At 59.2% G+C, this 15,141-nt stretch carries 15 protein-coding genes, 1 tRNA gene and 4 pseudogenes; 4 read left to right on the top strand and 16 right to left on the bottom strand.

Annotation, left to right across the window (positions count from 1 at the left end; translation table 11 throughout):
- Nucleotides 1–749, top strand: a pseudogene (locus tag BN871_RS26730) (glycosyltransferase family 4 protein); the annotation flags it as partial.
- Here the strand turns inward: BN871_RS26730 and BN871_RS09340 are convergent.
- A complete protein-coding gene (locus BN871_RS09340) occupies nucleotides 746–1,792 on the bottom strand; it encodes a membrane protein (RefSeq protein ID WP_048745552.1) in 1,047 nt (348 codons plus the stop codon). The pseudogene BN871_RS26730 and the gene BN871_RS09340 sit on opposite strands and share 4 nt — an antisense overlap.
- Before the next feature lie 161 nt (nucleotides 1,793–1,953).
- Between BN871_RS09340 and BN871_RS09335 the strand changes: the two genes are divergently transcribed.
- From BN871_RS09335 to BN871_RS09325, 3 genes are all read left to right on the top strand, one after another.
- Nucleotides 1,954–2,526 (top strand): xanthine phosphoribosyltransferase, encoded by a 573-nt coding sequence (locus tag BN871_RS09335; RefSeq protein ID WP_021877826.1) that lies wholly within the window; start codon nucleotides 1,954–1,956, stop codon nucleotides 2,524–2,526.
- A gap of 88 nt (nucleotides 2,527–2,614) precedes the next feature.
- A complete protein-coding gene (locus BN871_RS09330; RefSeq protein ID WP_048745550.1) occupies nucleotides 2,615–2,944 on the top strand; it encodes a hypothetical protein in 330 nt (109 codons plus the stop codon).
- A 192-nt stretch (nucleotides 2,945–3,136) separates the two neighbouring features.
- Complete coding sequence (locus tag BN871_RS09325) at nucleotides 3,137–3,340, top strand: hypothetical protein (protein WP_127507673.1); 204 nt, start codon at nucleotides 3,137–3,139, stop codon at nucleotides 3,338–3,340.
- A 292-nt stretch (nucleotides 3,341–3,632) separates the two neighbouring features.
- Here BN871_RS09325 and BN871_RS09320 read toward each other — a convergent pair.
- The 15 genes and pseudogenes from BN871_RS09320 to BN871_RS09250 form a co-directional block, all read right to left on the bottom strand.
- Nucleotides 3,633–4,085: pseudogene (locus BN871_RS09320) on the bottom strand (chorismate synthase); the annotation flags it as partial.
- Nucleotides 4,086–4,409: 324 nt separating this feature from the next.
- Complete coding sequence (locus BN871_RS09315) at nucleotides 4,410–5,231, bottom strand: protein-glutamate O-methyltransferase CheR (protein ID WP_048745547.1); 822 nt, start codon at nucleotides 5,229–5,231, stop codon at nucleotides 4,410–4,412.
- Nucleotides 5,203–5,645, bottom strand: a pseudogene (gene ndk, locus BN871_RS09310) (nucleoside-diphosphate kinase). The gene BN871_RS09315 and the pseudogene ndk overlap by 29 nt, the downstream one beginning before the upstream one ends.
- Before the next feature lie 43 nt (nucleotides 5,646–5,688).
- A complete protein-coding gene (locus BN871_RS09305; RefSeq protein ID WP_048745545.1) occupies nucleotides 5,689–6,663 on the bottom strand; it encodes a polyprenyl synthetase family protein in 975 nt (324 codons plus the stop codon).
- 4 nt (nucleotides 6,664–6,667) lie between these two features.
- Entirely contained in the window at nucleotides 6,668–7,525 is an 858-nt protein-coding gene (locus tag BN871_RS09300) for a menaquinone biosynthesis protein (protein ID WP_021879525.1), read from the bottom strand.
- Nucleotides 7,494–8,150 carry a UbiX family flavin prenyltransferase gene (locus tag BN871_RS09295; protein ID WP_021879526.1) on the bottom strand — a complete coding sequence of 219 codons (657 nt, stop codon included), beginning with the start codon at nucleotides 8,148–8,150 and terminating at the stop codon, nucleotides 7,494–7,496. Before BN871_RS09295 ends, BN871_RS09300 begins: the two co-directional genes overlap by 32 nt.
- Complete coding sequence (locus BN871_RS09290) at nucleotides 8,141–9,019, bottom strand: UbiA-like polyprenyltransferase (RefSeq protein WP_021879527.1); 879 nt, start codon at nucleotides 9,017–9,019, stop codon at nucleotides 8,141–8,143. Before BN871_RS09290 ends, BN871_RS09295 begins: the two co-directional genes overlap by 10 nt.
- A complete protein-coding gene (locus BN871_RS09285; protein WP_048745543.1) occupies nucleotides 9,016–9,735 on the bottom strand; it encodes a demethylmenaquinone methyltransferase in 720 nt (239 codons plus the stop codon). Before BN871_RS09285 ends, BN871_RS09290 begins: the two co-directional genes overlap by 4 nt.
- Before the next feature lie 8 nt (nucleotides 9,736–9,743).
- Entirely contained in the window at nucleotides 9,744–10,616 is an 873-nt protein-coding gene (locus BN871_RS09280) for a heptaprenyl diphosphate synthase component 1 (protein ID WP_048745540.1), read from the bottom strand.
- Between the two features lie 105 nt (nucleotides 10,617–10,721).
- Nucleotides 10,722–11,255, bottom strand: coding sequence for a hypothetical protein (locus BN871_RS09275; RefSeq protein ID WP_021879529.1), 534 nt, complete (start codon nucleotides 11,253–11,255; stop codon nucleotides 10,722–10,724).
- A gap of 212 nt (nucleotides 11,256–11,467) precedes the next feature.
- Nucleotides 11,468–11,689, bottom strand: a complete 222-nt coding sequence (gene mtrB / locus BN871_RS09270; protein WP_076357080.1) for a trp RNA-binding attenuation protein MtrB — start codon at nucleotides 11,687–11,689, stop codon at nucleotides 11,468–11,470.
- A gap of 91 nt (nucleotides 11,690–11,780) precedes the next feature.
- Nucleotides 11,781–11,857 (bottom strand) — tRNA-Pro (locus BN871_RS09265).
- 257 nt (nucleotides 11,858–12,114) lie between these two features.
- Complete coding sequence (locus tag BN871_RS09260; RefSeq protein ID WP_048745535.1) at nucleotides 12,115–12,390, bottom strand: HU family DNA-binding protein; 276 nt, start codon at nucleotides 12,388–12,390, stop codon at nucleotides 12,115–12,117.
- A gap of 177 nt (nucleotides 12,391–12,567) precedes the next feature.
- On the bottom strand, nucleotides 12,568–13,554 hold the full coding sequence (locus BN871_RS09255; RefSeq protein ID WP_021879532.1) for an ABC transporter permease: 987 nt from the start codon (nucleotides 13,552–13,554) through the stop codon (nucleotides 12,568–12,570).
- Nucleotides 13,551–15,041 (bottom strand): annotated as a pseudogene (locus BN871_RS09250) (sugar ABC transporter ATP-binding protein). Before BN871_RS09250 ends, BN871_RS09255 begins: the two are co-directional and overlap by 4 nt.
- Nucleotides 15,042–15,141: the final 100 nt, after the last annotated feature.

The raw sequence follows: 15,141 nt of genomic DNA, 5'->3' as shown, positions 1-15,141 counted from the left end.
GGAGGGCGGTCCCGAACACCGGTTCCTGACATCCATTTACAAGGAAATCGAGGATACCGCCGACCGGATCCTGACGGTATCGGATTCATTCCGCGCCTATCTGGCGCCCTATGTGGAGCGCCCCGAAGAGATCGGAATCATCGCCAACGGATTCGACGAGCGCAGATTCAAGCCGATCAGCCATGAAAATGCGGTTCCCCAGCTCATTACGGTATGCCGGCTCGTCCCGGCCAAGGGCATCGACATCCTGCTTCATGCCTGCGCGGAGCTGAAGGCGAAAGGGCATCCGTTCGTGCTCCACATCATCGGCGACGGCCCGATCCGAGAGGAGCTCGAGGCGCTGGCCCTAAGCCTGGACTTATACGACGACATCATCTTTTACGGCTATATGCTTCATCCCGAGGAGTTCATGCCTTTCTTCGACGTTTTTGTCCTTCCGTCCAGAGCGGAGGCGTTCGGCAGCGTGTTCGCCGAAGCGGCCTTATGCTGGCTTGCGCTTGTCGGGACGGATGTCGGCGGCATCGGCGAGCAGATCGATGACGGCGTGAACGGGCTGCTCGTTCCCCCGGACGATCCGGCCGCGCTCGCGGCTGCGCTGGAGAGGCTCGTGACGGATTCGACGTTCCGCTATCAGCTGGCGCGAGCGGCGTGGGACAAGGCGAAAAAAAGCCTACTCCCTCACGAGAGTGATATCCCAGTTGAAGCAGGTTTATCTCGAGACGGCGCCGGAAGCGGGCGGGAAAGGCTAGTTCCCCCCGCTCCCGGTTTTTTTGCGTATCATCAGCAGCAGCCATCCAAGGCTTACGAAGCCGAACAAGGGGTAGAGCGTCGAGACGAGCGGGCCGAAGCCGATCTGGCTGAGCAGGTAGCAGAAAATAAGGATGAGGATGATGATCATGTTCCGGGGAATGGGAAGGCGGTCCTGCAGCTGGAGAGCAAGGCCGTACACGTCCGCGATCAGCGTCGTGAAAATCTCGGAGAAGATCAGGAAAATGTAGATGAGCTGCACGCCGCTGCCGAGCTGCCGGGCAATGCCGCCCATCGGAATCGCGTATTGCTGGACGCCCGGCATATGGGAGCTGAGGGCGATATGGCCGGCCAGCAGCATGAAGCCGATGCCGAAGCCTCCGAACCAGGAGCCGAGCTTGATCGCCTTGCGGTCGGCGATCTCGGCTCCGAGCGGTACGAGCACGGCCTGGGCCATGGCGAGATTGAAAGCTGTATACAGGAATGGGGAAGCCCATATCCGAAGCGGCGATGCGTCGGTCTGCAGCGTGATCCAGCGTTCTGCGCCGGGAGAATGGAACGTATCGAACAGGACGAAAACGGTGAACAGCAGCATGACGGGCACGACGATGCTGTTGACGGTAAGGATCGCCTTCATGCCTCTGCGCAGCATCGCATAACAGGCGACGAGAGTGACGACGAGCCCGGTCTGGTACGAGATGTTCCAGTTCTCATAAAAGATCGTTCCCGCTCCGGCGAGCATGATGGCGTTGACGCCGAGCAGCACGACAAGCATGAAATGGCTGACCAGCTGACCGATCGAGCGGCCGAACAGAGCTTTGTTGAGATCCTCGTAGGATTTGGCGCCGATCTCCCCGGCCAGAATCATCATTTTGGCTCCGAGCCAGATGAAAAAAACCGTCGCGACAGCAATCGTGAAGGAAGCCCAGTAGCCGTACCGGGTGAAAAACTGCAGGATTTCCTGTCCGGTCGCGAAGCCGGCTCCGACGATGGTGCCCATATACGTAAACCCGATCTGCAGCACTCGCCCTGTGCGTCCCGGCATTTTCGTCGCCTCCGCTTCTAAATCAATCCTTACCATTCTATGACAGGGAGGGGACAGGCATGACAAGTCTTTGGCAGGCGGCGGGCCGGTCCCGGGTTGCGCGATCGCTCCAGCTATGATAATTTAACGGAAAGAATGACGCCGGAAGGGACTAATGCGCCATGGAACAATTGAAGCAACGCATCTTGCAGGAAGCCTCGGTCATGTCGAGCGACGTGGTCAAGCTCGATGCGATTCTGAATCATCAGGTCGATCCGATCCTCACGATGGAGATGGGGCGGGAATTCGCGCGCATCTTCGCCGAAGAGCGGGTGACCAAAGTCATTACGGTGGAATCGTCCGGCATTCCTGTCGCATTCGCCACCGCCCTCGAGCTCGGGGTGCCGCTGCTGTTCGCCCGCCGCAAGAAGACGCTGATCGCCGATCCGGATCATTATTCGGAACGGGTGCCGTCGTTCACGAAGGGAATCGTGACGGATCTGATGGTATCGAAGTCCATGCTCTCCGCGGACGACCGGCTGCTGTTCATCGACGACATCATCGCGAACGGCGATGCCGCGCGCGGCCTGGTCCGCATCATCGAGCGCTCCGGCGCTTCGCTGGCCGGTCTCGGCGTCGTCGTGGAGAAAGCCTTCCAAGCCGGCGCAAGCACGCTGAGGGAGAGCGGAATCCGCGTCGAATCGCTGGTCAAGATCGCCTCGCTCGAGAACGGGAACATCGTGTTCGCGGATTGAGCACAACCGTATGGGGAAATCAACTCTTTCCCCGGATAGCCGTATCCCCTATAATAGGAACAAGATTCTTCAAGGGAGGCATAAGGATATGGAAAACGCGAGTCCCGAGTTTTTTGAATCCAAGCTGTCCGATGCCAAAGTCCATTTCGAGCGCGCGCTCGATTGCAAACATACGGAGTTTGACGATCTCTATCCTTACATGATCGAGCATCCGCAGTTTTTCTGGTACAAGCGCTATGTCGCCTGGTCGGAGCTGCTGACGGTCGTGAAGCTCAGCGAGGAGCTGGGGATGGAGTGGAAGGGCCAGTTCACGGAACGCCAGGCCGACTATATCGCCAAGCGCGTCATGTCTTCCAGAGTTCTGGACGAATGGTTCGAGACCAACGACACCAAGGAGCATGTCGGCAACGCCGAATGAAATCATTCGGCAACGCGGAAGGAGCCTGTCGGCAACGCCGAATGAAATTTTTCGGCAACGCCGAATGAATGCATAGAGAATCCCGGGAGACATGCCGCCAGCCAGTCTTCCCGGGGCTTTTTTGCGTCTTGAGGATAGGAGAGGCAAGCTGAAAATGTTTCAACCGAGAGAATGGAGGGTAATTTTATGAACATCGCAAGCGAAGACCTGCTGAACCAATATCGGATCTCAGGCGAGAAGGTCAGGGTGATCCGGGATGAGATGGAGCAGAACGATGTGCTCGGAATCGTGGTAGCGTGGGATGACGACTCGGTCATGATCCGAAGGCCCAACAAGCGTGTCGTCAAGCTGAGCCGAAGCTACCGGTACGAGCCTGCAGCGGCTCCGCGTTCCTGATCGTCCTCAACAAACGAAGGAGGCGGCGCAACATGTTATGCCCTAACGACCATATGGTCATGAATCATACGGAAGCGGACGGAATCTCGATTCACAAGTGCCCGGTATGCGGAAGCGTGCGGCTGTCCGGACATGAAGAGGACAAGCTGGCATTCGGAGGGGTGGAGCTGTATCCCTGCGCTCCCAAGGGTGCTGCCGAGACAACGCAAGAGGCGCCGTTCGGCGCGTCGGACAAGGAAAGCTCCGGTCGATCCAGCCATGAAAGCATAGGCATCGACGCTCTTGTCGYMAGCAGCTGGCGGGCGACGGCGCCGACCGCCACGCGGGCAGCCGTCTCGCGCGCGCTGGAGCGCTCCAGCACGTTGCGCAGGTCCTTCAGGTTGTATTTCAAGCCTCCGTTGAGATCCGCATGGCCCGGACGCGGACGGTGGACCCGGCGCTTGGCCTCGTCGCCGCCTTCGATCGGCTCGATGTTCATGACGGAAGTCCAATGCTTCCAGTCATTGTTCGCGACGACCAGCGCTACGGGGGCGCCGGTCGTGCGGCCATGACGTACGCCTCCGACGATATCGGCCGTATCCTTCTCGATCTGCATCCGCCTGCCGCGGCCGTAACCGAGCTGCCTGCGGTGGAGCTGGAAGTTCAGCTCCTCGAAATCAAGCTGGAGATTGCTCGGCAACCCTTCGATAATGGCCGTCAGCTGGGGGCCGTGTGTTTCTCCCGCTGTCAGGTAACGTAGACTCAAGACTAACTCCCCCTCATCATGGTAAGCGCCGGCTTCGCCGGGCTCGCTTTAATACGACAACGCTTTTAAGAATGCAAGTGCCATACTGCGACAAGACGGACTGGGCGCAGCCGGAAGGAATGACCTGTCCGGGCAGCGCTCAGCCCTTTGCAATTCTTCGCCGTTCGTCCAAGTTTCTTTGCCCATTATAGTATAGCCCATCCACTTTGACAAGAAAGAGCAGAGCGGTGCCCGCCTCTATGAAACGGACGCCTTCGCTTGGATTGAGGCCGGGGCACGCCGCCTGGACGCAAAAAAAAACCGGCTCCCGGGGAGCCGGCGGAATCAAGCGTAGCTGCGGCGGTAGAAAAACGTATCCGCCGATTCGAGGCCGTAGTCGCCGGGAGAAAAGATCTGCTCCGTGCTGCCCACGAACAGAATGCCTCCCGGCCTCAAGGCTTCGGCAAACCGGCGGTACAGCCCCGACTTGGCCTCCTCGGTAAAATAGATCATCACATTGCGGCAGATGATCAGATCGTACGGACCTCCAAAAGCATCATCGAGCAGATTATGCTGCCGGAAGGAAATCTTCTCGCGGATATCCTTGCGGATCGCATAGCTGTCTCCCGAGCCTTCGAAATAGCTGTCCAGCATCTTCTTCGGCACATCCTTGACGGAACGGGCCGGATAAGTGCCTTGGGCGGCCTTGGCAAGCACGGTCCGGTCCAGATCCGTCGCATCGATCTGGCTGCGGGACAGCGCGCCGGCTTCGTTGAGAAGTACGGCCAGCGTGTACGGCTCTTCTCCGGTGGAGCATGCGGCGCTCCAGCAGCGAAGCCTCGGCGATTCGGCGAGCAGCTCGGGAAGGAACCGGCTCGCCAGCACATCCCAGCGGCTCGGGTTGCGCCAGAACTCGCTTACGTTGATGGTCATCCGGTCCAGGAATTCGTCCATCAAGGCGCCGCTGCCGGACAGTGCTTTCCAATAAGCCTCGAAAGTGGCGTAGCCATGCTTGTGGCGCAAAGTGGTCAGCCGTCTCCGCATTTGGGCTTCCTTGTACTGGGACAGGTCGATACGGGTCGATGAGCGGATCAGTCCGACAAAACGAAGGAAATCCTCATCCTCCGCCGTCGTCTGGTCAGATCCAGCGGGCAATGGTCCGGTCATAGTCGATAAGCTCCTCCGGGCTGAAGAACAGGCCGATTTCCCGCTTGGCGTTATCCGGGGAATCGGAACCGTGGATCAGGTTCAGGTTCGTATGTACGGCATAATCGGAGCGGATGGTGCCCGGCGCAGCTCGGCAGCGTCCGTCTTGCCGATGAGGGCGCGGGTAAGGGCGATGACGTTGTCCCCTTCCCATACCATGGCGAAGACCGGTCCCGCGGTTATGAAAGCAAGCAGCGGCTCGTAAAAGGGCTTGCCCTTATGCTCGTAGTAATGCTGCTCGGCGAGCTCCTTGCTCACGCGCATGAATTTCGCTCCGGCCAGCTGCAGTCCCTTTTTCTCGAATCGGGCGACGATTTCGCCGATCAGGCCCCGCTGCACTCCGTCGGGCTTGACCATTAAGAACGTTCTTTCCATGCGAATTCCCTCCTGATTGCAGTCGTATGCCGGCCAATTGCCGTTAATAGCTGCGTTTGTTGATGAAGCGGGCAATGTCGGTCAAGTTCTTTTTCGCCGGCAAGTCCGGAAGTCCTTCCAGAGCCTGCAAAGCTTTTGCCATAAATCGCTCCGCCATCTGCTCCGCGATGCCTACGCCGACGCTCGAGCGCACGAGCTGGATGGCGCTTCGCGTATCCGAATGGCCTTCGTTCTCGCGGATGACGGCGATCTCGCGCAGCAGCGGCTCGCGCAGCCCAACCTCCTGCAGAGCCAGCAGCACCGGAAGCGTCATGTTGCCTTGACGGATATCCGAGCCGGGCGGCTTGCCGATCTGCTTCTCCGTGCCGAGCAGATCGAGAAGATCGTCCCGAATCTGGAACGTCATGCCGATGTTGTACCCGAACCGGTACAGCTGTCCGCTTGTCCGGCGGTCCGCGCCAGCGGCGACGGCGCCGAGCTGGCAGCTGATCGCGATGAGCAGAGCGGTCTTGCGGCGGATCCGCTTCAGATAGTTGCGGACCGTCTGCTCCGTGTTGAAGAAGTCGCGCACCTGCTCCATTTCACCAATGCACATCTCGACCATCGCCTTGGCCAGAATCTGATGCAGCTCCGGATTGGAGAACGAAGTGATCAGCTCCAGCGCCTTGGCGTAAATATAGTCCCCGGTGTACATGGCGATGCGGTTGTCCCACTTGGAGCCGACGGTCGGCTGGCCGCGGCGCGTCCTCGCATTGTCGATGACGTCGTCATGGACGAGGCTGGCGCTGTGAATCAGCTCGAGCGTGACGGCGACCCGCTGCAGCTCCTCCAGCCGGTAATCTCCGAACCGCCCGGCGAGCAGCACGAATACAGGACGGATCCGCTTGCCTCCAGCCTGGAGCAAGTGCAGAGAGGTTTCGCCGAGAAGGCTCGTGTCCTCCGCGACGGCCTGTTCCAACTGCCGCTCGATTCCATTTAGGTCGCCCTTCATTTTGGCGTACAAATCAAGAAGTTTCATGGATTCACCTGCCCGAGAATGATTGCGAGTTCCAAAATTCCAGCGCCACTTCCCGATCAATAAGCCCCATCGTGTGCGCGTGCTTGTAGTACAGCTCCAGTCCCGCCTGCAGCTCCGGACCGAAATCATAGCGCAGCCCCTCGAAATAAGCGGTCCAGTAGGCCGACGTGCCGCCGACGGATGCCATCGCCCGCTCCACGAGAGGCGTCAGATCCCGCAGGCTGCGCCGCCTGCTCTCCAGCATGTCGCGGTGCAGCTTGGCCAGACTGTCCGGGTGCTTGTCCACTGCGCCTCGGTCCGCCGCAACGACGGCGTAGGTCATGCCGAGTCCGGTCCAGCGATGCCATTCCTCGCCGAGATCCATCACTTCGAGCCCGTGGCCGAGCCACGACGCCTTGATCGCGCTGTCCCCGATCAGCAGGGCGGCGTCATGCTCAGCCAGCATGGCATGCAGGTCCGGTTCCATGATCGAATACTCCGGATTGCCGTCGTAACGCAAGGTCAAAATCATTTTGAGCAGATTGATGGAAGTCGCGGATGTGCGGGTCAAGGCGATCCGGCCGCGGAGCACTTCCTTCAGAGGTTTTTTCATGAACAGCAGGATCGATTGGACCGGTCCCACCGTGCCGACGGACAAGTCCGGCAGCAGCAGGTAGCGCTGCGGATCCATTCCGTAGATGAAGGACGATACGGCAGACGCCTCGAGCTCTCCGGCCTGCAGCATCCGGTTCAGATCGGACGGCACCTTCTTGACGATCGTATACGCTTCGTCGGCATCCGGTACGTAATGAAACATCGGCCATGCATTGGTGTAATCGATTCTCCCGACGTTAATCGGTCCGCTGTGAGCCATTGTCATCATCTCCCCATCTCCGGAACAAGTCGTGTTCCAGTCCCATCACGTCCATCAGCTTGCCGACCAGAAAGTCGACCAGGTCCTCCATCGTCCGGGGACCGTAATAGAAAGCCGGCATGGCCGGCACGATGGACACTCCCATGCGGGAAAGCTTCAGCATATTCTCCAAATGAACCGCATGCATAGGGGTTTCCCTCGGCATGAGGATGAGCTTGCGACCTTCCTTCATCATCACATCCGCTGCGCGGGTCATGAGATTGTCGGAAGAGCCGTGCGCGACAGCGGACAGCGTTCCCATCGAGCAGGGCACGATCGCCATGCCTTGCACCCGGTATGAGCCGCTGGCGATATTGGCCCCGATGTCGCCATTGGGATAGAGCCGGAGCCGGCCTTCGGACAGCGCATCGCCGAACGCCAGCTCAAGGGCTTCCGTCCGCTTGGAGGCGTTCCAGCCCAGCTCTTCCTTCAGAACCCGCCAGCCCGAATCCGTGACGACCAGCTGCACCTGCACGCGCGCGCGGAGCAGCTCCTCCACAAGACGGACTCCATAGACAGCCCCGCTCGCTCCCGTTATGCCGACGACCCAGCGCATAGGAGCTGCAGCATGCTTTCCTCCGGTATCTAGCTCCATGCCCGAATCACCGCCAGATCAAGGATGGTGAAGGCCAGCATCGTTATGGCCAGCGCACCGTTCATCGTGAAGAACGCCGTCTGCAGGCGGCTCATGTCCGTCGGCTTCAGAATGAGATGCTCATAGAAAAGGATGCCTAGGGAAATGACGGCGCCGGCCAGGTACAGCCAGCTGAGATCCGTAATGACGAACAGCAGCAGGAAGCAGGCTGCCGTAATGACGTGGAACAGCTTCGCGATCGTCAGCGAGCGGTTGATCCCGAACCGCGCGGGAATGGAGTAGACCTTTTCCTTCCGGTCGAAATCAATGTCCTGAAGCGCATAGATCGTATCGAAGCCGGCCAGCCAGAACACGATCGCGACGTAGAGCACCCAGGCTCCGGGATGGAAGGAGCCGGTGACGGCTACCCAGCCGCCGAGCGGCGCCAGTCCGATCGTAAGCCCCAGAATGACGTGGCAGAGCCAGGTGAACCGCTTGGCGTACGAATAAATGACAAGGAAAAAGATGGCGATCGGCATCAGCTTCAGGCAGATCGGATTCAGCTGCGAGGCCGCGATGAAAAAGAGGACGAAGGAAAGGATGACGAAGAGCACAACCTCTCCTGTCTTCAGCAGACCGGCAGGAAGTGCCCTCTTTTCCGTTCTCGGATTTCGCAGGTCGATCGCCTTGTCGATGAGGCGGTTCAGCCCCATCGCGGTGCTGCGCGCTCCGATCATCGCCAGCGTGACCCAGCCCGCCTCCGCCCAGGATGGCAGATGCCCTTCCATGGTGACGGAGCCGAGCAGCATGCCCATATAAGCGAATGGAAGCGCGAAAATCGTATGTTCAACCTTGATCATTTCTAGAAAAATGCGGAGTTTGCGAATCATTTTCCTTCCGTCCCCTTCGTTCCGATATGCAGCGCTGCAATGCCCCCGGTGAGCGCATCCGCGCTCACCGACTCCAGCCCTGTCTTGCGGAACAACTCCGTCAATCCATGCCTGTCTGGAAACTGCTTGAGAGAATCCGGGAGCCACTTGTACTGCTCGTACGACTTGGCGAACAGCTTGCCAAGCTGCGGCAGCAATTGCTGAAAATAGAAATAATAAATGCCCTTGAACGGCTGCCAGGTAGGTTTCGACAGCTCCAGGCAGACCACTTTGCCGCCCGGCTTCACCACCCGCTTCATCTCCCGCAGCACCTGCTCGAAGTCCGGAACGTTGCGCAGGCCGAAGCCGATCGTCGCGAAATCGAAGGAATCGTCGGGAAACGGCAGCTCCATCGCATTGCCGCGGATCAGCTCGATCTGGTGTCCCCGCCCCGCCTCGACAACCTTGCGCTTGCCGACATCGAGCATCGCCTGGCTGAAATCCAGCCCGACGACACGGCCGGTCGCGCTCGCCTCGGCAATTGAAAGCGTCCAGTCGCAAGTGCCGCAGCAGAGGTCGATCGCGGTCTGGCCGGATTTCATATTCATTTTGCGCATGGTGAATTTCCGCCAGGCCTTATGCCGGCGGAAGCTCAGCACATCGTTCATCAGATCGTACTTGGGAGCGATCTTCTCGAAGACGCCGTGAACGTGTTTGGCTTTTTCATTCTGTTCCATTCTCGTTGTCACCTCATCTCGCCGGTCATTGGGGAAGTCGGTACGGCAGCCGCCATCAGCCGGTCGCCGATCAGCAGCACTTCTTGCGCCAGGCGATCCGACTCGATGCGCCCAGCCAGCGTCCTGAACTTGTCGGCGCAAGCGGCAAGCTTGTCCGCCAGCAGCGTCTGGATCCGATAGCGCTCGATGAGGTCCCTGGCTGCGGCGGAATCCGGAGCGGACGGCTGCAGAAGCAGCTCCCGGTCCTCCGCGGCACCAGCCTCGAGCACATGCCAGTAGCCCCAGCTTCCCGCGAGAGCATGCTCTTGAAGCGAACGAGACCATTCCTCCTGCAGGACTTCCATTCGCGTCAGCGTAAGCAGCAGCTCGTTCCAAAGGGGACGAATCTTTTCCTCCAGCAAAATCGTAAAGCTGTCAAAGAGGATGCTGCGGATGCCGGCGTGCCGATCCAAATATTCCTCCGCTGTCAGGGAATGGTCCTTGGCCTGCACGTACAGGCCGGTCTTGAGCCTGTTCGCCTCGCAGATCGAGCCGCTGAGGCGGCGGATCATATCGATCTGGCCCGCACCGGCCAGCAGCTGGTAGAAGCGGCTGCTGAAATAATCGCCGGCCAGCACGCGAAGCTGGCGCTCGCGCATATCCTTGATGCCGCGATCCCCGGCTTCGGTATCGACGCGGTCATGGGTGTCAAGCCCGAGCTGCACGAGAGAAACCGCAAGCGAATACAGCTCGCTTGCGGCAGCCGCAAACCTGTGCTGGCTGAGGAATCCGAACAGCAGGCGGATCCGGCTGTCGGGAAAATCCGGCAAGGCCGCGTGGCGCCTGATCATCTCATGGTCGATGTATTTGCTGGCAAGTTCAGGAATTCGGTATCGTGTCATCGGGTAAGCCTCCGAACATAACGGCCGATAGTTGACCGTTCAATAATCTAAACTATTATACCACAATCGAATTGTTTAAGCACAGGCATCGCCGTCAAGACGGATTCACTGCCTGCCGCCGGATTCGGCGGCCCATTCCGAATGGTAGGTAAGGCGAAGCCTCGACGCCCAAAGCTTGTTTTGGGACGGATTGATATCGCTCCAGTCCTTGAGCTGGTCCGCATTCATCCATGGATCCGCACGCCTCATATCCGCCGCTGCGAGCAGCGTGCCCCCGCTGTCCTCGACGCGCACCAGCAGGCGGCTGACATTGGCAGCCTGCACGAAGCTCAGGCCGGCCAGCTGGCGGATATCGTCGAGCCAGTCGCTTCCTCCCGGAGCCGCTCCTCGCCCGTCAAGATCGATCTTGAGCACCGACCCGGTCCATTCCACCCTTGTGATCCGCCTCTTCAGGCTCATCGCGCTGAGCCGGTCGACCAAGCTGCCTTGATCCAGCAGAGCGGGCTGCTGGACGCGGAACACGGCTTTTTCCTTATCCGCGGCAACCCCGCCGGGCGAAGGGAAGATGGACAGCAACAGAACGGCCCCCAAAGCTGCGCAGCCGGCCGCAGCCAGCCGAATCCCGATTCCCGCACGCATAAGCGCGCACCTCCTGCCCTATCGGCCTGAAGCGACTGACGCTCCAAGCGCTTATGAGATCAGTATACGGGCAGCGGGCGCAAATCATGTCCAAGCTTCGGCTGCAATCGGCCTCTCCGGGCCATCAATGCCTATTCCTGCCGGGTTTCATCGACGCTTAAGAGAATCCTCGTCTCCACATGGCAAAAAAAAAACAGGCTCCCGCCTGTCCTTCATTCTCCGGCTTCGACCGTGCCGTACCGCGTCATGATCGTCGCGCGTCCGCGGATCTTGATCGCGGATGTATGATCCGTGAACTGGGCGATGAGGACTTCTCCCTTGTCCAGCTTCTCGGAGTGATGAAACTTCGTATCCGTTCCGCGAGTGAGACCGATGACGGTTACGCCTTGATCCTTCGCCTTGATGACAATGTAATCTCCTTCGAGAGCTTCCATGTCCATGCCTCCTTCACTGTTCATTTCAGAAGCTTCTATCAAAAACTGCTCTCCCGGATACTCCAGGAAAGCAGCTCGCGATACATATGTATGGTCGGAGTAACAGGATTTGAACCTGCGACCTCACCCACCCCAAGGGTGCGCGCTACCAGGCTGCGCCATACCCCGACAACATCGGTCTGCCTTGCGTCGGCTGCATTCGCGCTGCGGACATGCAATCCGCAAGAAGAAAAAGAATGAGTCCGGCTATCCTTCGCTTCGGCACAGGAACGATTATAGCATCCTCATGCAGGGGCTTGCAACCGTTCTTGGGATCGTTCAGGGACTCTCTCTTGAACTCCTGTCCGGCCTTGAATCCGTCTCTGATCCGGAAAAAAATAAAACGTCCGAACGGAAGCATTCGGACGGCTCCCTGCAAGGAGGGATTAGCTGGATACGAGGTCTTTCAAGGACTTGCCCGGCTTGAAGGCAGGCGTCTTGCTCGCAGGGATTTCGATTTCTTCCCCCGTCTGCGGATTGCGTCCTTTGCGTGCCTGGCGTTCGCGAACTTCAAAGTTGCCGAAGCCGACAAGCTGGACTTTGTCTCCTGCCTGAAGGGCGTCGGAGATGGCGTCGAACACCGCGTCAACCGCTTTCGTCGCGTCCTTTTTGGACAGCTCGGTCAGCTCGGATACTTTGGCAATCAGATCGGTCTTGTTCAATGATCTCACCTCCCAATGGTACTAACCCTATCACTTGTTTTGCCGTTTCCTGCAAAAATATACCTTTTGTAGCGGAACAAACTTATACTATACCAGCAACAAGAGGAATACAAGATTATTTTTGGCCGGACAAAGCCCTTGGATAGCGGCTTAAAAACCGGTTTCAAAGAAGCGGAATCAAGCCCTTTTGCGGTTCAGGTGAATGAATGTGATCGCCAGCGCGAGCACCAGCACGGCGCCCTTGATGAAGTCGTTGGAATAGTACGGAACGTTCATCATCGTCAGTCCGTTCAGCAGCACGCCGATCAGAACGGCCCCGAAAAAGGTGCCGACAATGTTAGGCCGTCCTTTGCCCAGCACCGAATAACCGACGAAGACGGCCGCTACCGCTTCCATGAGGATCGGAGCGCCGGCGCCGGACTGGCCGCTGCCGGTACGGGCTGCGAAGAGCAGGCCGCCGATGGCCGCGAACAACCCCGACAGCACATAAGCCGCGGTGCGGATGCGCTTCACCCTTACGCCGGATAGACGGGCCGCTTCCTCGTTGCCTCCGGTCATTTCCATCTGGCGTCCGATCCGCGTGTATTTGAAAAAGATGAAAACGGCGACGAAGGCGACGGCCATCAGCACGACCGGAACCGGGATGCCGAGCAGCTCGCCCTGCCCCATCCACAGGAAGGACGAAGGAATCGTACCCGGAGCGGTCGAGCCGTCCGGCATGATCATGTTGCTGTAGATGGAATTGCCTTTGGTGAATATTTGCTGGATGCCCGAGACGATATACATCATTGCGAGCGTGGCGAGCAGATCCGGAATCCGCACCCTTACGATCAGGAGCGAATTGACCAGCCCTACCGCCGCTCCGAGCAGGAGCGAGCCGATGATGACGACTGCGAGCGGCATCTGATACCAGACCATGAGCGCTGTCGAAAAAGCGATGACGATCGATACGGTCGAGCCGACCGACAGGTCGAAGCCGTCCACGGACAGTGAGAACGTGACGCCGATCGCCACGAACGCCGTAATCGAAATCGCCCTCAAAATCGAGGCCAGGTTGTCGTACGTAAAGAAATGCTTGTCCCAAATGGAAAAGAAAATAATGACAATGCCGATGACCAAAAGCGATCCATATTTGAAAATGAAATCGGCCGATCTGGAATTCATGCTGTTCCTCCTCTTCCTCCGCTGGCTTCAATGAGCAGCTCCTCCAGAGAGGCTTGCCCTCTCGGGAACTCCTTCACGATCGCCCCGTCATACATGACCAGAATCCGGTCGGCGATGCCGACGGCTTCCTGGAATTCGCAAGTCAGGTACAGGATCGCCTTGCCCTGCGCGGCCAGATTGCCGATGACGCGGAAGATATCGCTTTTGGCGCCGATGTCCACTCCCTTGGTCGGCTCGTCGAACAGATATACCGACGCTTCCGTCGGAATCCATTTGCCGATGCTGACCTTCTGCTGGTTGCCTCCGCTCAGCGTGGCGATGATCTGCTGGAAGCCCGCCGTCTTGATTCCCAGGGAAGAGATCAGGCCCGAGGCCGACTCCTCCTCCTTGCGCCCAGCCAAAAAACCGAGCCGCGTCCAGCGCTTCAAGGAAGGGAGGCTGAGATTGCGCAGGACGGAATCCGACGCGACAATGCCCTGCCGCCTTCTCTCCTCGGGCACGAGGGCGATTCCCGCCGCTACGGCGTCGGCCGGCTGATTCAGCCTGAGAGGTCTTCCGCCGGCGCGGATCGTTCCGCCGTCGACGGAATCCGCGCCGAAGAGAGCTCGGGACAGCTCGGTCTTGCCTGCTCCGACAAGCCCTACGACCGCGACGATTTCGCCGCTCCGCACCTTCAGGCTGACATCCTTCACCCGGCTCCCGCTCCGCAGTCCGTTGACATCGAGAACGACTTCGCCGATTTCCGCCTCCAGCTTCGGATACTCTTCCTCGAATTTGCGTCCGAGCATCGCTTCCACTACGCCTTCGGGAGTAAGATCCCTCTTGTCTGCGGTAAGGACCCGCATGCCGTCGCGCATGACGGTGATGCGGTCGCTCACCCGGAACACCTCCGGCAGCCGGTGGGTGATGAAGATGATGCCGATTCCGCTTGCCTTGAGCCCTTCGATGACACGGAAGAGCCGCTCAGCCTCCTCCAGGCTGAGCGGCGCCGTAGGCTCGTCCAGAATGACGAATCGTGCGCGTTCCGTTAACAGGCGGGCAATGAGCACCAGCTGCTTCTCCGCAAGGGACAGCTCCCCGGCCGGCTTATGGAGCGGAAGCTCCACGCCGAGCCGCTGCAGCGCGGCACCGGCTTCTTCGGCCATCGCTTTCCAGTTCACCCATCGTCCCGCGCCGTTTGCCGCATGGCGGTCGAGGAGGATGTTCTCCGCCGTGCTGAGTGCCGGCACGATCGCCGTGTCCACTTACTGGTAGACGCAGTGGATGCCCAGCGCCTTCGCCTCGGCCGGACCGCCGAGAACGACCGGTCCCCCGTCGATCTCCACGCTGCCCGAGTCGGCTCCGTACGCGCCGGAAAGTATTTTGATCAGGGTGCTTTTGCCTGCCCCGTTGGCGCCGAGAAGAGCATGGACCTCTCCTCCAGCCACCTCAAGGCCGGCGTCCTTCAATGCCGGAACTCCGGAAAAGGACTTGCATATCCCAGACATGCACAGCATGCTTGGCTGGCTCAAGCTTCATCCCTCCCGTTCATCGATCTGGTTGCAATCTTCCTTGCTTGTACCCTTTCTTGCTTGTCTGTTCTATGTT

Source organism: Paenibacillus sp. P22, from assembly GCF_000469945.2.
GTDB classification, from domain to species: Bacteria; Bacillota; Bacilli; order Paenibacillales; family Paenibacillaceae; genus Paenibacillus_O; species Paenibacillus_O humicus.
Note: the sequence above shows the minus strand (reverse complement) of the source record. Positions and strands in the feature narration are given on the sequence as shown.